We start from the raw sequence: 18,725 nt of genomic DNA, 5'->3' as shown, positions 1-18,725 counted from the left end.
ACGACAAAACCGCAGACAGTTTCCTCGGCTTCATCGACATCGCCTGCATCAGGCTCTGGCTTCGCCATTTGTCAACATGACCTAGGCCGCCGGGCATCGGGGCAAGGGGATTCTGCATTGCCGCGACATTCGTTTGCCAAGCGTGGCCGGCAGGGATCCGATGCTTGAAATTTCCTCACCCGATCATCACATCTGCCTCAACCACCGGAAATTCGGCACGGGCGAAAGCAAATACCGCTTGAATTGCGCGAAAATCCACCGATTCTTAACTGTATCGTGACAGTCTGGTCAGGTGGACCGCTAAATCTGGCGGCCCATACCGCCAGCCGACTGACAGGAGCTTGAAGTGCCGTCCTTTTCGACCTCCCTGGAACAGGCCATCCATGCCGCGCTCGCGCTGGCCAACGAACATCGCCATGAGCTTGCCACGCTCGAGCACCTGCTGCTCGCGCTGACGGAGGAGCCCGATGCCGTGAAGGTGATGCGGGCTTGCAATGTCGATCTGGACGAGTTGCGCCGTATGCTGGTCGAGTTCATCGAGGACGACCTTTCGACCCTCATCACCGATGTCGAGGGTTCCGAGGCCGTCCCCACCGCCGCCTTCCAGCGCGTGATCCAGCGCGCGGCGATCCATGTCCAAAGCTCGGGCCGGACCGAGGTGACGGGCGCCAACGTCCTCGTCGCCATCTTCGCCGAGCGGGAATCGAACGCCGCCTTCTTCCTGCAGGAACTGGACATGACCCGCTATGACGCGGTGAACTTCATCGCCCATGGCGTCGCCAAGAACCCCTCCTTCTCGGAAAACCGTCCGGTCCAGGGCGCCGAGCAGCAGGGCGAGCAGGTCCAGGCCGAACAGGCCCAGGCCAAGGACGAATCCGCGCTGTCGAAATATTGCGTGGACCTGAACAAGAAGGCCAGCAAGGGCGACGTGGACCCGCTGATCGGCCGCGCCGACGAGGTCGAGCGCTGCATCCAGGTGCTGTGCCGCCGGCGCAAGAACAACCCGCTGCTGGTGGGCGATCCCGGCGTCGGCAAGACCGCCATCGCCGAGGGGCTGGCGCTGAAGATCACCCGGGGCGAGACGCCGGACGTGCTGGCCGGCTCGACCATCTTCTCGCTCGACATGGGCGCGCTGCTGGCCGGCACCCGCTATCGCGGCGATTTCGAGGAGCGGCTGAAGGCCGTGGTCAAGGAGCTGGAAGAGCATCCCGACGCCATCCTGTTCATCGACGAGATCCATACCGTGATCGGCGCCGGCGCGACTTCCGGGGGCGCGATGGACGCCTCGAACCTGCTGAAACCGGCGCTGGCCGGCGGCAAGCTGCGCTGCATGGGCTCGACCACCTACAAGGAGTTCCGCCAGCATTTCGAGAAGGACCGCGCGCTGTCGCGCCGCTTCCAGAAGATCGACGTGAACGAACCTTCGGTGCCGGATGCGGTCAAGATCCTGATGGGCCTCAAGCCCAGCTTCGAAAAGCACCACGACCTGCGCTATACCAATGATGCGATCAAGTCGGCGGTGGAACTGGCCTCGCGCTACATCAACGACCGCAAGCTGCCCGACAGCGCCATCGACGTGATCGACGAGGCCGGCGCCGCGCAGCATCTGGTCGCCGAAAGCAAGCGCCGCAAGACCATCGGCCCCAAGGAGATCGAGGCCATCGTCGCCAAGATCGCCCGCATCCCGCCGAAAAGCGTCTCCAAGGACGACGCGGCGGTGCTGAAGGACCTGGAAGCGACGCTGAAGCGGCTGGTCTTCGGCCAGGACAAGGCGATCGAGGCGCTGGCATCCTCGATCAAGCTGGCCCGGGCCGGGTTGCGCGAACCCGAAAAGCCGATCGGCAATTACCTGTTCGCGGGCCCGACCGGCGTCGGCAAGACCGAGGTCGCCAAGCAGCTCGCTTCGTCGCTGGGGGTGGAACTGCTGCGCTTCGACATGTCCGAATACATGGAGAAGCACGCGGTCAGCCGGCTGATCGGCGCGCCTCCGGGCTATGTCGGCTTCGATCAGGGCGGGCTTCTGACCGATGGCGTGGACCAGCATCCGCATTGCGTGCTGCTGCTGGACGAGATCGAAAAGGCGCATCCGGATGTCTACAACATCCTGCTGCAGGTCATGGACCACGGCAAGCTGACCGACCATAACGGCCGGCAGGTGGATTTCCGCAACGTGATCCTGATCATGACCTCGAACGCCGGCGCCGCGGATCAGGCCAAGGCCGCCTTCGGTTTCGGTCGCGACCGCCGCGAGGGCGAGGATACCGCCGCCATCGAGCGCACCTTCACGCCCGAATTCCGCAACCGGCTGGATGCGGTGATCAGCTTCGCGCCACTCTCGCGCGAGGTGGTCGTCCATGTGGTCGAGAAATTCGTGCTGCAACTGGAAGCGCAGCTGATCGACCGCGGCGTGCATATCGAGCTGACGCCCGAAGCCGCCGACTGGCTGGCCGAACGCGGCTATGACGAGAAGATGGGCGCCCGCCCGCTGGGCCGGGTGATCCAGGAATCGATCAAGAAGCCGCTGGCCGAGGAACTGCTGTTCGGTCGCCTGACCAAGGGCGGCGTGGTGCGGGTGCGGATCGAGGACGACAAGCCGGTCTTCGACATCACCGGCCCCGAGACGCCCAAGATCAGCAATTCCAAGCCGCCGCTGCTGACGGCCGACTGATCCAGCCCCAGGGGCGATGCCGACCGGCGTCGCCCTTTTCCGTCTCGGACCGCGGCCACCATTGCCGCGTGCCAGCCCGCCGGATTCCGCAGCAAGCCTCCGGACCTGGCCCTCCGCCGGCACTTCGGCACCAGAGCCCGGACCGCCAAGGGCACGGCACCCTTCGCCACCCGCCCTACCTTCTTCGTTGCCCAAATACTCCGGGGGTCCGGGGGCAGCGCCCCCGGTCCGGCCGCGCGGCCGGGAACAAGCTCATGTCTTCCGACCCTTGCCTTCCCGGATCCCCCCCCCCCCCCCCCCTCCGGCCGCGCGGCCGGGAACAAGCTCATGTCTTCCGACCCTTGCCTTCCCGGATCTTCGCCGCCAGCTCCTTGGCGATGGCGAAGCTGCCCTTGATCCGGTCGGCATCCGTGGGCCAGTCGCGCAGCACCACGATCCGGTTGTCGGTGACCCTGGCCTGGCCGCGCTGGTCGTGGATGAACTCGACCAGCCCGGCCGGGTTCGGGAACTTGTCGTTGTGGAACTGGATGGTCGCACCCTTGGGCCCCGCGTCCAGCCTGGCAATGTTCGCCCGCTTGGCCATGGCCTTGATGCGGATGACCAGCAGAAGCGTGTTCACCTCCCGCGGCAGCGGGCCGAAACGGTCGATCAACTCGGCAGCGAATCCCTCCAACTCGACCTTGCTGGTCAGTTCCGCCAACCGGCGATAAAGGCCCAGCCGCACGTCCAGGTCGGGCACATAGCTTTCCGGAATCGTCACCGGCACGCCCAGGTTCAGCTGCGGCGCCCATTCGTCCTCGGGCGTGCCCTCGATCTCACCGGATTTCAGCTTGGCGATGGTCTCCTCCAGCATCTGCTGGTAAAGCTCGAAGCCGACCTCCTTGATATGGCCCGACTGCTCCTCGCCCAGAAGGTTCCCCGCCCCGCGCAAATCGAGGTCCTGCGAGGCCAGGTTGAAACCCGCGCCGAGGCTGTCGATGGCGCCCAGGAACTTCAGCCGCCGCATCGCCTGCGGCGTCAGCGGCGCGCGCGGCTTGGTGGTCAGGTAGCAATAGGCGCGCGTCTTGGAACGCCCGACCCTGCCGCGAATCTGGTAGAGCTGCGCCAGGCCGAACATGTCGGCGCGCCAGACCACCATGGTGTTGGCGGTCGGAATATCCAGACCTGATTCCACGATGGTCGTCGCCAGCAGCACATCCGCGCCGCGATCGTAAAAGGCGTTCATCCGCTGGTCCAGATCGCCCGCCGCCAGCTGGCCATGGGCGACGATGGTGCTGACCTCGGGCACGTGCTCCCTGAGCCATTCCTCGACCTCGGGCAGGTCCGAGAGGCGCGGCACGACGAAGAAGCTCTGCCCGCCGCGATATTTCTCGCGCAGCAGCGCCTCGCGAATGGTGACGCTGTCGAACTCCGACACATAGGTGCGGATCGACAGCCGGTCCACCGGCGGCGTGCCGATGATCGACAGGTCCCGCACCCCGGTCAGTGACAGTTGCAAGGTGCGCGGGATCGGCGTCGCGGTCAGGGTCAGCACGTGGATATCGCTGCGCAGTTCCTTCAGCCGCTCCTTGTGGCCGACGCCGAAATGCTGCTCTTCATCGACGATCAGCAGGCCGAGGTTCTTGAAGCGCACCTGCTTCGCCAGCACGGCGTGGGTGCCGACGACGATGTCGACCGTGCCCTCGGCCAGGCCCTTGCGGGTCTCTGCGGCATCCTTGGCAGAGACGAAGCGCGACAGCGGTCGGACATTGATCGCCGTGCCGCGGAAGCGCTCGGCAAAGGTGCGGAAATGCTGCCGCGCCAGCAGCGTCGTCGGCGCCACCACCGCAACCTGCCGGCCCTGGCTGGCGGCGATGAAGGCCGCGCGCATGGCGACCTCGGTCTTGCCGAAGCCCACGTCGCCCACCACCAGCCGATCCATCGGCCGGCCGGCGGCCAGATCCTCGGCCACGTCGGAAATCGCTGCTGCCTGGTCCTCGGTCTCGGCATAGGGGAAGCGGGCCGCGAAGCTTTCGATCTCGTGATGCTCGGGCTCGAGAATCGGGGCAGGCCGCAGCAGCCGCTCGGCCGCGACGCGCATCAGCCGGTCGGCGATCAGCTTGATACGCTCCTTCAGTCGCGCCTTGCGCGCCTGCCAGGCCCCGCCGCCCAGCTTGTCGAGCAGCCCCTCCTCGTGCCCGTAGCGGCTGAGCAGCTCGATGTTTTCCACCGGCAGGTAAAGCCGGTCGCCGCCGGCATATTCCAGCGCCACGCAATCATGCGGCACGCCAAGCGCCTTGACGGTCTCGAGGCCGGTATAGCGGCCGATGCCATGCTCGACATGCACCACCAGATCGCCGGGGGTCAGAGTGGTGGTGTCGCGCAGGAAGTTCTCGGCCTTGCGCTTGCGCTTCGCGCCCCGGATCAGCCGGTCGCCCAGCACGTCCTGCTCGGAGATCACCGCCAGCGGCCCGGTCGCCGCGCCGTCCGAGACAAAGCCCTCCTCCAGCGGCCAGACCGCCAGCCCCAGCGCGCCGGGTGCGGCCGGCAGATCGCGCAGATCGGCGATGGGCTTGGCGTCCTTGATACCCTCGTCGGCGATCAGCCCGGCAAGCCGCTCGCGTGCGCCTTCCGAGAAACTGGCGATCACCACCCGGCGCGAGGTCTGAAGGTTTCGAATATGATCAGAAAGCGCCTTGAACAGATTTCCCTTTTCGGCTTGCCGCTCGGGGGCGAAGTTGCGGCCGACCCGGCCGCCGGCATCCAGCACCCCCGGACCGGGGGGGCGCGGCAGCACCGACAGGCGCAGCATCCGATGTGCGGCCAGCCAGCGCGTCCATTCCGCCTCGTCCGGGAACATCTGGGCGGGCGGAACCGGGCGATAGACCGTGTCGGTGCCGGTCTTGCGGGCCAGCGCCTCGCGCCGGGCCTCGAACTGTTCGGCGATCGTGTGCCAGCGCGCGTCCCGGACCTGGTCCAGGTGGTCGTCCGTCACCACCGAAGCGCCGGGCAGGTAGTCGAACAGGCTTTCCAGCCGGGCATGGAACCAGGGCAGCCAATGCTCCATCCCCGCCATCTTGCGGCCGGCGGTGATGCCTTCGTAAAGCGGATCGTTGGCGGCGGCGCCGTATTCGGCACGGTAGTTCCGGCGAAAGCGGGTAATGGCGTCCTCGTCCAGGATCACCTCGGACATGGGCGCAAGCTCGATGCGGTCGAGCTTTTCGATGGAGCGCTGAGTTTCCGCGTCAAATCTGCGCGCGCCCTCCAGCACGTCGCCGAACATGTCCAGCCGGATCGGCCCGGACTCGCCGGGCGGGAAGATGTCGATGATGCCGCCCCGGACCGCGAAATCGCCGGGCTCGGTCACGGTCGGCACCTGCGAGAAGCCCATGCGGGCCAGGAAGGCGCGCAACGCGGCCTCATCCATGCGGTCGCCCACGGCGGCCGAGAAGCCGGCGTCGCGCAGCGCCTCGCGCGCCGGCACGCGCTGCATGGCGGCCGACAGCGTGGTCAGCAGCACGAAGGGCCCCTTCTGCGCACCATGCGCCAGCGCCGTCAGCACCGCCATGCGCGCCGCCATCACGCCCCCGGCGGGCGAGACCCGGTCATAGGGTGTGGTGTCCCAGGCCGGAAACTCCAGCACCGCGGCCTGCGGCGCGAAGAAGGCCAGCGCCGCCCGCATCGCGGCCATGCGCCGGTCGTCGCGGGCGATGTGGATGACGGGATTGCCACGGGCCAGTTCGCGCGCGACCAGGGCGGCGTCCATGCCCTCGGGCGCGCCGGACAGGATCAGGTGTTCGGGATGCGATGCCATGCGCCCCGAGGTAAAGCCGGCACGGGCGAAGTCAAGTCCGGTTCAGAAGCCGAAGGGATGCGCGATCATCCAGAGCGCACCGTAGAAGGCGGTCAGCGCCACCGCCAGGATCGACATGGCCGCGACCACCCTCTTGTGATGGCGCATCAGCCGCGCGGCCTCGGCCCCGGCCTCGTTCACCGGCTGGCCGACCTCGGCCCGGGCCAGCACCGCGTGCAGCCGCCGCGCCAGCCGCAGTTCCAGCGCGAAAAGCAGGGCGAAGGGCAGGATCAGCACCACCAGCGCCTGCGCCATCTCCAGCCCGTAGCCGAAGCCCAGGACGGCCAGCGCCGTCAGCAGGAAGGTGCCCAGGCCCAGCAGGATCGCGCCTTCGCGCTGGTCGATGCGCCAGCGCGGCAGGGTCAGCGACAGCCAGTCGAGCAGCGCCAGCGCCGCCGGGTCGTCCTCGGGGCCGGGCTCGGCGCCGATGGCCCCGGCGATCACGTCCGAGGGCACGCCGAGAATGCGTCGCCCCGCCATGGTCCAGGCCAGCATCAGGATCACCCAGAACCAGATCGAGCCGAAGGACCGGCTGTCCAGCAGGGCGAGAATTCCCTCGGGTCGAAGCACGTCTTCTTCCTTGCATCGGTTGCGACAGGCAAACTAACCGGGCGTGACGCAAAGGAAAACCACGATTTTCCCGCGCCCGTGCTGAAGGGTAGCGCGGGGGTTGCGCCCTGTCGGCCCAAGGTGCAGTTTCGGGCCCAGATCCCCGCAGCCACAGGCCCCGCCATGTCCCCGACCCCGATCGCCGCCCCCTTCCCCGCCGCCCGCCTGCGCCGGCTGCGCCGCACGCCGGCGCTGCGCGCGATGGTGACCGAGGTGACGCTGACCCCCGCCAACCTGATCTGGCCGATCTTCGTGACCGAGATCGCCGGCGGCGCGGGCGAGATCCCCTCGATGCCCGGGGTCGAGCGGCTGACTCTGGAGGGCGCGAAACGCGCCGCGGAAACCGCGATGCGACTGGGCATCCCGGCGATCTGCATCTTTCCGCATTCCGACCCGGACCTGAAGACCGAGGGCTGCGAGCGCGCCTGGGATCCCGAGAACATCGGCAACCGCGCCATCCGCGCCATCAAGGAGGTCGCGCCCGAACTGGCGGTAATGACCGATATCGCGCTGGACCCCTATAACGCCAACGGCCATGACGGACTGGTACGCGACGGGGTGATCCTGAACGACGAGACGGTCGAGGCGCTTGGCCGCATGGCGCTGGTGCAGGCCGAGGCGGGGGCGGACATCCTGGGCCCCTCGGACATGATGGACGGGCGCATCGGCGCCTTGCGCGGGCTGCTGGAGACGAATGGCCACAAGGACGTGGCGATCCTGTCCTATGCGGCGAAATTCGCCAGCGGTTTCTATGGGCCGTTCCGCGACGCGGTCGGCGCCTCGGGGCGGCTGGTCGGCGACAAGAAGACCTATCAGGTGAACCCGGCGAACCGCGAGGAGGCGATGCGCTGCGTCGCCCGCGACCTTTCCGAGGGCGCCGACATGGTGATGGTCAAGCCCGGCATGCCCTATCTGGACATCTGCCGCATGGTGAAGGACCAGTTCGCGGCACCGACCTTCGCCTATCAGGTCAGCGGCGAATACGCCATGATCGAGGGCGCGATCCGCAACGGCTGGCTGTCGCGCGACGTGGTGGCCGAAAGCCTGCTGGGTTTCCGCCGCGCCGGCTGCGACGGCATCCTGACCTATTACGCGCCGCAGGTCGCCGAAAGGCTGGCATGAGGGCGGGTCGTCCTTTATCATCGCCGCCTTGACAGGCGGGCCAGCCGCCGAACAGGGAACGAGGGGCGAAACATGACGAATTCCAACGGGATGAGCCGGCGCCTGCTGCTGCGTGGCGGCCTGGCGCGGGGCGGGCTGCTGCTGGGTGGCGCGGTGCTGGGGCTTGCCGGCTGCTCGAACGCCGTCGGACAGGACGCGCCCTCGCGGCTGGACGCGCGGGTCGATGCGACCCGGGACTACCTGCTGCGCACCTATCCCAATGTCGCGCCCATGGTGCAGAACGCCAAGGGCGTGCTTTACATGCCGCTGATGACCGAGGCGGGGTTCGGCGTGGGCGGCGCCTATGGCCAGGGCGCGCTGCGCATCAACGACGTGACGGTGGATTACTATTCGGCAACCCAGGCCAGCGTCGGCTTCCAGATCGGCGCCCAGCAATATGCCCATGTGCTGATCTTCCAGACCGATGCCGCGCTGGCCGATTTCCGCCGCGCGCCGGGCTGGGTGGCCGAGGCCGGGGCCTATTACGCCCTGCCCGCCGGTGGCGTGTCGATGGGCGCCGACACCATCACCTCGCAGCAGCCGGTGGTGGCGATGGTCTTCGGCCAGTCCGGGCTGATGGCCGGCGCCTCGATCGCCGGGACGAAATACACCCGCATCATCCCCTCGACCTTCTGAGGCCGCGGCCGGAATCGACAAGGCCGGGCTCCTGCCCGGCCTTTGTGCTTCAGCTGCCGTGGATGATGCGGACGTAGTTGCGCGTCTCGCGATAGGGCGGCACGCCGCCATATTTCGCCACCGCCGCCGGCCCGGCATTATAAGCCGCCAGCGCCAGCCGCCAGCTGCCGAAGGTGTTGTACATCATGCGCAGGTAGCGGGCCCCGCCTTCCAGGTTCTGGATCGGGTCGTTGGGATCGACGCCCAGCCTGGCCGCGGTGCCCGGCATCAGCTGCGCCAGCCCCCGCGCCCCCTTGTGCGAGCGCGCCGAGGGATTCCAGCCCGATTCCTGCTGCACCAGCCGCAGGAACAGGTCTTCGGGGATGCCGTGCTTGCGGGCCATGGCGCGGGCATGGGGCAGATACTGGCTGCGCCGGCTGCCGCGATAGGCGGGCACGGCGGTCGGCAGGTCCAGTTCGACCACGCTTTTCGTCGAGGTGCCGCCGGGGCGCAGCCGCGCCGATTGCTGGTATTGCCCGGCCAGGCGCGAATCCATCAACCGCGTCTGCCGCTCGAACTGCGCCAGCCGCGACTTGCCGCTTTTCACCTGCAGCCGCAACCCCTCGGCCGCGGCCGGCACGGCCAGCCCGGCCGAAATCGCCAAGGCGATCACCGCCCGGCCAAACTGGCGCAGCATCGCCCGATTGCGTGAAAGCATCTCTGGTCCCTCATGCATGCCGTCGTGTTTTTTTGTGCCGCACTATAGCGCAAAGCCGGGCCGGCTCCGCAAGAGGATTGCGCGCGCCGGCCGGCGCTGAATTCTTCGGCGGATTTCCGCCTATGGCGCGGCATGCCATTCCGCTTGCCCCAGCGGGCCGGGACGCGCTACACCCGCGGCTAACGAAAGCAACGAAAGGGCCCCGCGGCATGGCAGGCAGCGTGAACAAGGTGATCCTGGTCGGCAATCTGGGTCAGGACCCGGAAGTCCGCAGCTTCCAGAACGGCGGCAAGGTCGCCAATCTGCGGATCGCCACCAGCGAGCAATGGAAGGACCGCAACACCGGCGAGCGGCGCGAGCGCACCGAGTGGCACACGGTGGTGATCTATTCCGAACCGCTGGTCCGCGTGGCCGAGCAATATCTGAAGAAGGGCTCCAAGGTCTATGTCGAGGGTCAGCTGGAAACCCGCAAATGGCAAGACCAGAACGGCAACGACCGCTACGCGACCGAGGTCGCCCTGCGCCCCTTCCGCAGTGAACTGCACATGCTGGACGGCCGCGGCGGCCCGGGCGGCGGCGGCCGCGACGAGAGCTATGGCGGCGGCAGCTACGGTGGCGGCGGCTATGGCGGCGGCGCCTCGGGTGGTGCTTCGGGCAGCAGTTCCTCGGGCGGCGGGCAGTCGCAGAACCGCCCCGATTTCGACGACGACATCCCGTTCTGATCCCGCTCCCCAGATTCCGGTCCCCAGATTCCGATTCCACGAATCCCGGTCCCGTGCGGCCGGGATTTGCCGTTTCAGAACCGGCTCAGCAGGTCCGAGCGGAACGAGGCATCCAGCCGGCGCATGTAGCTTTCGGCGCAGCACATGTGGTCATGCATGATGCGGGCCGCAACGTCGCCGTCCTCGGCGCGGAAGGCGGCCAGCAGCTGCCGGTGACTCTCGATATTCGCCTCGCCGAAGATCTCGTGTTCGCGCATGCTTTCGCTGCGATAGCTGACCAGGTCGCGCAGCATGCTGTTCAGGAAGCGGCACATGAAGACCAGGATCACGTTGTCCGAGGCCTCACAGAGGATGTCGTGGAACTCGGTCTCGGCCCGGCGGACCACGGCACGGTCCTGCGCCGCGTTCGCCGCTTCGCAGATGCGGATGTTCTCCTCGAGCCGGCGGAAATGCGCCGGAGTCAGCTTGCCGATGACGTTGCGTGCCAGGCTGACCTCCAGCGACTGGCGCAGCTCGTAGACCTGGGCGAAGTCGATCTTCTGGAAATGCAGGTATTGCCGCAGCTGCTGGGTAACGATGTCGATCGAGGCGGGCTGGATCTCGGGCCCGCCATTCGGCCCGGACAGCATGCGTACCAGCCCTTCGACCTCCAGCGCCTTCAGCGCCTCGCGGATGGTGCCTTTCGAGCAGCCGTAATGCTCCATCAGCGCGCGCTCATGCGGCAGGCGGTCGCCGGGACGCAGGCCGTCGCGGGCGATGCGGCGGCGGATGTCCTCGGCCACCTGGTCCGACAGCTTGATGCGGGTCAGCCTGCGTTCCTTGCCTGCCGGCGCGTCCTGATCCATGCGGTCCTTCAATCGTGCCAGGTTGTCCCCAGGTCCAGCGGATATATGGGCCGGGCGAGTTTTTTGAAAGCAAACAGTTGGTAATCCGAGGCGGTTACGCCCGAGCTGGCGCATTCCACCACCGCCTTGGCCAGCGGCTCGAAGACCGGGCGGCAATACATGCGCGATTTCAGGTGCAGGAAGCGCGCCCGGGCGGCGTCGAGGCCCAGGCAGGCAAAGCAGCCCAGGTCCAGCGGCTCGTGCGGCTGCTCGCAGATGACGATGCGGGCGACGCCGGTGTCGAAGGCGGCGGCGCGGCCCATCGACAGCTCCTGCCCGTGATAGATCGGCCCGGCGACGCGATAGCGCCCGTCCGACAGCGCCGCGACCCGGCCCTTGAGCCGCAGCGGCGGGCGCGGCGCGGGCAGGCCCTCGGCCGGGGTCTTGTTGCCGAGCGCGATCTCGGCCTCGGCCCCCTCGCCCGCGGCGAAAAGCCGGGCCACGGTCTGCGGGTCGGCAATCGGGCCGACCATGATCCCGTCATGGCCTGCGGCCAGCAATTCCTCCAGCACGTCCATCACGTCGCAGCTGCCGCCCGACATGCAATTGTCGCCATGGTCCAGCAGCAGCACCGGTGCCGAGCCGTCCGCCAGCGCGGCGGCGCGGGCGATGGATTGCGGCAGGGGTTCCTCGGCATAGACATATTCGGCGCGCCGCCGCCATGCCTCGCGGCCAAGCTCCCGGGCCACCTCGCGCGCAAGTTCGGGCGTGTCGGCGACGCTGACGATGGAGAGGCCGGTCTCGGCCAGGTCCGAGATCGGAAAGCCGCCGAAGACCGTCACCGCCTGCACGCCGGGCCGCGCCTCGGCCTGCCGGGCCAGCGCGATCAGGTCGGCCATGGCGCAGTCGGTCGTCGTGTTCATGCACAGCGTCGCCGCCAGCATCGGTGGATGGCACAGCGCCATCGCCGGGCGCGGGGCGCCGTAAAGCAGCGGCTCGAACAGGCGCGCGACATGCTCGCCGGTCTCGACCATGTCCACATGCGGATAGGTCTTGAAGCCGACGATCACGTCGCAATGGTCCAGCATCGCTTGGGTGATATTGCCGTGCAGGTCCAGCGCCACGCCGATGGGCACCCCCGGCGCGGCAGCGCGGATGCGGCGCAGAAGCTCGCCCTCGCCATCGTCATGGCTGCGGGTGACCATGGCGCCGTGCAGGTCCAGCAGGATGCCGTCGCAGCCCTTTTCAACCGCGGCCAGAATCGCCTGGGCCATGGCCTCGAAGGCGTCGTCCTCGACCGGCCCCGAGGGCATGGCATGGGCGACCAGCGGCACCTCGATTTCGGCGCCGATGCGGCGGGCGAAGGCATGGAAGGCGCCGATGGCGGCAGGATAATTCCCGGCCGCGGCCTGCGCCTCCCCGCCCCATTTCGGGGCGAAGGCGGCCAAGGGCGTCTTGACCGGCGAGAAGCTGTTGGTCTCGTGGTTCAGCCGCGCCAGGACAAGGCGGGTCATGCGGCGGCCTCCTTGCGGGCCTCGGCCAGGCGACGGTCGTAGTCCAGCACCGCCTCCAGCAGCACCTGCGCGCCGGCGGCGCATTCTTCCGGCTCGGTCGATTCCGCGGGATTGTGGCTCAGCCCGTCCTTGCAGGGCACGAAGATCATCGTCGTCGGCGCCAGGGCCGCCGCATGGGCCGCGTCATGGCCGGCGCCCGAGATGATGTCGCGAGTCACATAGCCCGCCGCCTTCGCCCCCGCCCTGACCGAGGCGATGCATTCGGCGTCGAACGCCACCGGCGCGGTGCGCGAGATCTGCTCCAGCCGGTGCTCCAGCCCGGCCGCTGCGGCGGCATCCCGCGCCAGCGCCTCGACCTCGGCCTGCATCCGGTCCAGCACCGCGTCCGAAGGGTGGCGCAGGTCGATGGTGGCGCGCACCTGGCCGGGGATCACGTTATGCGAGTTCGGGCTGATTTCCAGGAAGCCGATGCTGCCCACGGCGTCCGGGTGCGCCTTGGCGATGCGGTCGATGCCCTCGATCACCCGCGCCATGCCCAGCAGCGCGTTGCGGCGCATCCCCATCGGGGTCGAGCCGGTATGCGCCGCCGTGCCGGTCAGCGTCAGTTCGAACCAGCGCATGCCCTGGATGCCCTGCACCACGCCGATCTGCGCGCCCTCGGCCTCGAGGATCGGGCCCTGCTCGATATGCAGCTCGAACATGGCGCCGAAACGGACCGAACCCGCCCTGGCCTCGCCGCGATAGCCGATGCGGTCGAGGCTGGCGCCGAAGCTGTCGCCGCGCGCGTCCGTCCGTCCGTCGCCGTATTCGCGGCTATAGACCCCGGCCCAGATGCCCGAGCCGAGCATGGCCGGCGAAAAGCGCGAGCCCTCCTCGTTGGTCCAGTTGACCAGCATCAGGGGCGCCTCGGTCTGGTAGCCGGCGGCGTCGAGCGTGCGCAGCACCTCGAGCCCCGCCAGCACCCCCAGCACGCCGTCGAACTTGCCGCCCGTGGGCTGGGTGTCCAGATGGCTGCCCATGGCGATGGCAGGCAGGTCCGCGCGGACGCCGGGGCGGGTGGCGAACATGTTGCCGGCCTCGTCCACCACCATCTCCAGCCCCAGCGCGTCGCATTGGGCACGCAGCCAGTCGCGCACGCGGCGGTCCTCGTCCGAAAGCGTCAGCCGGGCGATACCGCCGTCGGGCGTGGCCCCGATCTGCGCCGTCTCCATCAGGCTGTCCCACAGCCGGGCAGCGTCGATATTCAGGTTGGACATGGGTTTTCCTTACGCCTTGACGCCCAGATAGCGGTCGATGGTCTCGGGGTCGCTGCGGAACTGCGCAGCCGTGGCACAATGCACGATGCGACCCAGTTCCAGGATGTAATGCCGGTCGGCAAGCTGGCTGCAGACGGCCAGGTTCTGCTCGACCAGCAGGATCGGCACGCCGGCCTCGCGGATCAGGCGGATCTGGGCGACGATCTCCTCGACGATGATCGGGGCCAGCCCCTCGACCGGCTCGTCGAGCATCAGCACCTTGGGGCCGTTCAGCAGCGCGCGGGCGATCGAGAGCATCTGCTGCTCGCCCCCCGAAAGCTGGCCGCCGCCGTTCTTCCTGCGCTCCTCGAGCCGCGGGAAGATGCGATAGATGTCGTCAAGCGCCCAGGGAGAACCGCGACGCTGGGCGATGCGCAGGTTCTCCTCGACGGTCAGCAGCTGGAAGATGCCGCGATCCTCGGGTACCAGCGACAGCCCGGCAGCGGCGATGCGATGCGCGGGCTGGCCGGTCACGTCGCGGCCGGCCAGTTCCACCCGGCCCTGCCGCGGCGCGATCAGGCCCACGGCGGTCTTCAGCGTCGTGCTTTTGCCGGCGCCGTTGCGGCCCAGCAGGGTGACGATCTCGCCCTGCCCGACCTCAAGCGTGACGCCTTGCAGGATGTGGCTCTTGCCGTAATAGCTGTGCAGTTCGGTCAGTTTCAGCGCGGCGGTCATGCGATGTCCCCCGTGATCATGTTGCCCAGATAGGCGCGCTGCACCTCGGGGTCGTCGCGGACCTGGGCGGGTGTGCCCTCGACCAGCTTGCGACCCAGCCGCATCACCGTGACCACGTCCGAGATGTTCATGACGATGCCCATGTTATGCTCGATGAACAGCACGGTATGGTCGCGGCCCAGGTCGCGGATCAGCTGCTTCATCGCCTCGATATCGTCGATGCCCATGCCGGATGTCGGCTCGTCCAGCAGAATGACGCGAGGCCGCGCCGCCATGGCCATGCCGACCTCCAGCCGGCGCTGCTGGCCATGCGACAGCTCGCCCGCCAGCCGGTTCACGACCGGGCCAAGCTCCAGCCGCTGGATCACCTCGTCGGCGATGGCCAGCGCCTCGGCATTCGATTCCGCCCGCCGCCAGGGCGCCAGCGCCTGCCAGGGCGTCCGGCCCTGCGCCGCCAAGCGCAGGTTCTCGCGCAGGACCAGGTTCGGGAACAGGCTGGTGACCTGGAAGGACCGCGCGATCCCCAGCCGCACCCGGTCGTCGTCCGAGGTGTCGGTGATGTCGCGCCCGTCCAGCTCGATCCGGCCCGAGGATGCCCGCACCCGTCCGGTCAGCGCGTGGAACAGCGTGGTCTTGCCGGCACCGTTCGGGCCGATGATCGAATGGACCGAGTTGCGGCGGATCTGCAGATCCACTTCGGCCAGCGCGTGGAAGGTGCCGTATTTGACCCCGAGGCCGCGGGTCTGCAAGGCGATGTCGGTCATCTCAATGCTCCTCGGCCGGGGTTTCGGGCGCGCGCTCGCGGCGGAAGGCCAGGTCGTAGCCGCGCTCGACCAATCCCCAGAGTCCGCGTTGCAGGAACAGCGCCACCGTGACCAGCACCAGCCCCAGAAGCAGCAGCCAGCGCGGCCAGACGGTCGAGAGCGCATCGGCCAGAAGCAGATAGAACCCCGCCCCCAACACCGAGCCGAACAGGCTGGAACTGCCGCCGATGATGGTCATGATCAGGATCAGCTCACTGGTGTGGTATTCGATGTTCGACAAGGGCGCGACGCCGATCAGCATGGCATGCAGCGCGCCGCCGAAGGCCGTGACCGCGCCCGAGATGGCGAAGGCTTCGATCTTGAACAGCCGGGTCGGGAAGCCGATGGCGGCCGCGCGCCCCTCGTTCTCGCGGATCGCCAGCAGCGTGCGGCCGAAGGTCGATTGCGTGACCATGACCAGCAGCGCGAAGACGGCGACGAAGCAGACCGCGACATAGGTGTAATAGGACCAGGGCGCATCCAGCGCGGTGCCGCCGATGGAGGGGCGCGGCACGCCCAGCAACCCGTTATCGCCGCCGGTCAGGCCGCTGAACGTATAGGCGATGAAGTAGAAAAGCTGCGAGAAGGCCAGCGTCAGCATGACGAAATAGACCCCCTGCCGGCGGATCGACAGCCAGCCGACCAGCGTGGCCGTGGCCGCGCCAAGCACCGCCGCGCCGGCCAGCACCAGCGGCACCGGGACCGACCAGCGCGTCAGGCAGATCCCCGCCGCATAGGTGCCGATGCCGAAGAAGATGCCCTGGCCGAAGGACAGCAGCCCCGTGTAGCCCAGAAGCAGGTTGCAGGCGGCAACGACCATGGCGAAGATCAGGATCTCGGTCGCGAGGATGCCGGATTTCAGGAACAGCGGCAGGATCAGGACGGTCAGCAGCGCCAGCGCCAGTTGCGCCCAGGGTTTGTCGAGCGGGTTCATGCTCATGCCCTCCCCAGCAGGCCGCGCGGCATCAGCGCGATGACCAGCGCCATGCCGACATAGATCATCAGCCGCGCGCCCTCGGGCCAGAGCGTGGTCATGACGCTTTGCACAACCCCGACCAGCAGGCCCGCGACCAGCGCGCCGGTATAGCTGCCCATGCCACCGATCACGACGACGACGAAGGCGACGGAAAGCGCCTCGATCCCCATGAAGGGCTCGACGCCCCGGATCGGCGCGGCCAGCGCACCGGCCAGCCCGGCCAGCCCGGCGCCGAAGCCGAAGACGGCGGTGTTGATGCGCAGCGTGTTGTAGCCCAGAAGCGCCATGTTCGCCGGCGACTCGGACCCGCCGCGCACGATGGCGCCCAGCCGCGTGCCCTCGAGCAGCCACCACAGCAGCCCGGCCAGCACGGCGGTGAAGCCGATGGTGAACAGCCGGTATTGCGGATAGATGAAATCGCCCAGGATGACGACGCCCTGCAGCCCCTCGGGCGCCGGCACCGAGCCGCCCAGCGGCCCCCAGGCGATGATGATCAGTTCCTGCACGACCAGCGCCAGGCCCACGGTCACCAGGATGTGGAAGGTATGCGGCAGCTTGTAGATGCGATGCAGCAGCAAGGCCTCGATCAGCGCGGCGATGCCGGCGACGATCAGCGTCGCCAGCGGCATGGCGGCCCAGAAGCCAAAGCCGCGTGTGGTCAGGTCATAGGTCAGATAGGCGCCCAGCAGGTAGAAGGCGCCATGGGCGAAGTTCACGAACTGCAGCAGGCCGAAGATGACGCTGAGGCCGACGGCGAGCAGGAAATACAGCATCCCCAGACCGATGCCGTTCAGAACCTGGAAAAGGTAGATCACGGGCTTCTCCCTGAAACCGGGCGAAAAGGCCCCGCGCGACCGGCGGCCGCGCGGGGAGGCGGGGGATCAGGCGGGCATGGTGCAGCCGGCATCCTCGGGCGCAAGGAAGGATTTGCCGGCGCTGATGATCTCGGCGTAATCGTCCTTGTCGGCCATGTCGGCCTTGGCCTTGCCCTTGAGCAGGTAGTAATCCTTGATGACCTGGTGGTCGGCGGCGCGGATCTCCTCCTCGCCGGTCAGGCCCTGGTATTTCAGCCCGGCCAGCGCCGCTGCGACGCCCCCGCCCTCGGGCGAGCCGGCCTTGACCGCTGCTTCCAGCAGCAGCTTCGCGCAGATATAGGAGCCGGCGAAGGAATAGTTCGGATTGAAGCCGTGCTTCTCCTGCACCTTTTTGACCAGCTCGCGGTTCAGCGCCGAGTCGGCGCCGTGCCAGTATTGCGCGCCGAAATAGACGCCTTCGCAGATGTCGGGCCCCAGCGCCTCGAACTGCTCCAGCCCCGAGGCCCAGGCGACGACGATGGTCATGCGTTGCTTGAGGCCGAAGCTGACCGCCTGCCGCAGCGTGTCCGAGCTTTGCGCCCCGAAGTTCAGCAGCAGCAGCACGTCGGGCTGCGCCGCGATGGCGTTGGTCAGGTAGCCGGAAAATTCCTTGTCGGTCAGCGAATGATAGCTGTTGCCGACATGCTCGATGCCCTTTTCCGCGAACACGTCCTTGGCGGCGTTCAGCAACCCGTCGCCAAAGACGTATTGCGGGGTGATCGTGTACCATTTCTTCGCATCGGGCAGCGCGTCGATGATCGGGCGCACCGTCTCGTTGATCGCGCCATAGGTCGGCACCGACCAGCGGAAGGTAGCCTTGTTGCAGTCGACGCCGGTGATCTCGTCCGCGCCGGCGGTGGTCATGAAGGCGCCGCCGCCGCGCTCGATCTCCTTGCCCATGGCCAGCGATTCCGACGACAGGATGCCGCCGGCGAACAGTTTGACGCCCTCCTGCGCCATGGCGTCCTGGACCTTGCGCACCGCGGTGGCGGGCTTGCCCTCGGTATCGAGGTCGAGGGTCGAGACCGCGACGCCATGCGCGGCCGCGACTTCTTCGGCGGCCATCAGCGCGCCGATGGTGGCGAACTTGCCGTTGGCGGCGAAGGCGCCCGAGATCGGCACCGGCACGCCGATCTTCAGCGCCTCGCCCTGGGCGAGGGCGCGGGTGACGAGGCCCGGCGCGGCCAGCGTGGCGGCGGCCAGCGTGGAAGTGGTCAGGAAGCGACGACGATTGAGCATGAGAGGAAACCCTGTTGTTGGCGTTGCATTTGTCTGATGCGGCAACTTTCAAAACTATACGTATAGATAGGATTATCTGTCTATAACGATGCTTGTCATAGAGATCCTGATATTTTTCATACAAAACAATGAAATAAACAAAATCTGCGGCGCAGCATGAATCTCGCATTCGCAGAAACAGGCCGCGGCAAGCGCCGGTTTCCGCGCAACCGACCACGCC

At 67.8% G+C, this 18,725-nt stretch carries 15 protein-coding genes; 4 read left to right on the top strand and 11 right to left on the bottom strand.

What is annotated here, in order from left to right; genetic code table 11:
* Nucleotides 1–346: 346 nt before the first annotated feature.
* Nucleotides 347–2,668, top strand: coding sequence for an ATP-dependent Clp protease ATP-binding subunit ClpA (gene clpA, locus I9P22_RS08870; protein WP_199259160.1), 2,322 nt, complete (start codon nucleotides 347–349; stop codon nucleotides 2,666–2,668).
* A 325-nt stretch (nucleotides 2,669–2,993) separates the two neighbouring features.
* Here clpA and mfd read toward each other — a convergent pair whose 3' ends face one another.
* Together mfd and I9P22_RS08860 are read right to left on the bottom strand one after the other, a co-directional pair.
* Nucleotides 2,994–6,461 carry a transcription-repair coupling factor gene (gene mfd, locus I9P22_RS08865; protein ID WP_199259159.1) on the bottom strand — a complete coding sequence of 1,156 codons (3,468 nt, stop codon included), beginning with the start codon at nucleotides 6,459–6,461 and terminating at the stop codon, nucleotides 2,994–2,996.
* Nucleotides 6,462–6,503: 42 nt separating this feature from the next.
* Nucleotides 6,504–7,070, bottom strand: coding sequence for a hypothetical protein (locus I9P22_RS08860; RefSeq protein ID WP_199259158.1), 567 nt, complete (start codon nucleotides 7,068–7,070; stop codon nucleotides 6,504–6,506).
* Between the two features lie 162 nt (nucleotides 7,071–7,232).
* On the opposite strand from I9P22_RS08860, the gene hemB reads away from it, so the two are divergent.
* Both hemB and I9P22_RS08850 read left to right on the top strand, forming a co-directional pair.
* Nucleotides 7,233–8,231 (top strand): porphobilinogen synthase, encoded by a 999-nt coding sequence (gene hemB / locus I9P22_RS08855; protein WP_199259157.1) that lies wholly within the window; start codon nucleotides 7,233–7,235, stop codon nucleotides 8,229–8,231.
* Nucleotides 8,232–8,303: 72 nt separating this feature from the next.
* Nucleotides 8,304–8,906, top strand: a complete 603-nt coding sequence (locus I9P22_RS08850; protein ID WP_408635175.1) for a lipid-binding SYLF domain-containing protein — start codon at nucleotides 8,304–8,306, stop codon at nucleotides 8,904–8,906.
* Between the two features lie 49 nt (nucleotides 8,907–8,955).
* Here I9P22_RS08850 and I9P22_RS08845 read toward each other — a convergent pair whose 3' ends face one another.
* Nucleotides 8,956–9,603 carry a lytic transglycosylase domain-containing protein gene (locus I9P22_RS08845; RefSeq protein ID WP_199259156.1) on the bottom strand — a complete coding sequence of 216 codons (648 nt, stop codon included), beginning with the start codon at nucleotides 9,601–9,603 and terminating at the stop codon, nucleotides 8,956–8,958.
* A gap of 209 nt (nucleotides 9,604–9,812) precedes the next feature.
* Between I9P22_RS08845 and ssb the strand changes: the two genes are divergently transcribed.
* Nucleotides 9,813–10,325 carry a single-stranded DNA-binding protein gene (gene ssb / locus I9P22_RS08840; protein ID WP_199259155.1) on the top strand — a complete coding sequence of 171 codons (513 nt, stop codon included), beginning with the start codon at nucleotides 9,813–9,815 and terminating at the stop codon, nucleotides 10,323–10,325.
* A gap of 74 nt (nucleotides 10,326–10,399) precedes the next feature.
* Here ssb and I9P22_RS08835 read toward each other — a convergent pair whose 3' ends face one another.
* The 8 genes from I9P22_RS08835 to I9P22_RS08800 all read right to left on the bottom strand — a co-directional run bounded on the left by I9P22_RS08835 (nucleotide 10,400) and on the right by I9P22_RS08800 (nucleotide 18,505).
* On the bottom strand, nucleotides 10,400–11,170 hold the full coding sequence (locus I9P22_RS08835; RefSeq protein ID WP_199259154.1) for a FadR/GntR family transcriptional regulator: 771 nt from the start codon (nucleotides 11,168–11,170) through the stop codon (nucleotides 10,400–10,402).
* An 8-nt stretch (nucleotides 11,171–11,178) separates the two neighbouring features.
* Nucleotides 11,179–12,663, bottom strand: a complete 1,485-nt coding sequence (locus I9P22_RS08830) for a M81 family metallopeptidase (RefSeq protein ID WP_199259153.1) — start codon at nucleotides 12,661–12,663, stop codon at nucleotides 11,179–11,181.
* Nucleotides 12,660–13,919 carry a Zn-dependent hydrolase gene (locus tag I9P22_RS08825; RefSeq protein WP_199259152.1) on the bottom strand — a complete coding sequence of 420 codons (1,260 nt, stop codon included), beginning with the start codon at nucleotides 13,917–13,919 and terminating at the stop codon, nucleotides 12,660–12,662. The genes I9P22_RS08830 and I9P22_RS08825 overlap by 4 nt, the downstream gene beginning before the upstream one ends.
* 9 nt (nucleotides 13,920–13,928) lie before the next feature.
* Nucleotides 13,929–14,633 carry an ABC transporter ATP-binding protein gene (locus tag I9P22_RS08820; protein WP_199259151.1) on the bottom strand — a complete coding sequence of 235 codons (705 nt, stop codon included), beginning with the start codon at nucleotides 14,631–14,633 and terminating at the stop codon, nucleotides 13,929–13,931.
* Nucleotides 14,630–15,397, bottom strand: coding sequence for an ABC transporter ATP-binding protein (locus I9P22_RS08815; RefSeq protein ID WP_199259150.1), 768 nt, complete (start codon nucleotides 15,395–15,397; stop codon nucleotides 14,630–14,632). The genes I9P22_RS08820 and I9P22_RS08815 overlap by 4 nt, the downstream gene beginning before the upstream one ends.
* 1 nt (nucleotide 15,398) lies before the next feature.
* Complete coding sequence (locus I9P22_RS08810) at nucleotides 15,399–16,370, bottom strand: branched-chain amino acid ABC transporter permease (RefSeq protein WP_233253291.1); 972 nt, start codon at nucleotides 16,368–16,370, stop codon at nucleotides 15,399–15,401.
* Nucleotides 16,371–16,372: 2 nt separating this feature from the next.
* Entirely contained in the window at nucleotides 16,373–17,227 is an 855-nt protein-coding gene (locus I9P22_RS08805) for a branched-chain amino acid ABC transporter permease (protein WP_199259148.1), read from the bottom strand.
* 66 nt (nucleotides 17,228–17,293) lie between these two features.
* The gene (locus I9P22_RS08800; protein WP_199259147.1) at nucleotides 17,294–18,505 is read right to left on the bottom strand and encodes an ABC transporter substrate-binding protein; all 1,212 of its coding nucleotides are present in this window, start codon (nucleotides 18,503–18,505) and stop codon (nucleotides 17,294–17,296) included.
* Nucleotides 18,506–18,725 lie beyond the last annotated feature (220 nt).

Origin of the sequence: Paracoccus binzhouensis (assembly GCF_016446475.1) — a bacterium.
Classification (GTDB): Bacteria; Pseudomonadota; Alphaproteobacteria; order Rhodobacterales; family Rhodobacteraceae; genus Paracoccus; species Paracoccus binzhouensis.
The sequence above is the reverse complement of the archived record's forward strand: the minus strand, read 5'-3'. Positions and strand labels throughout refer to the sequence as shown.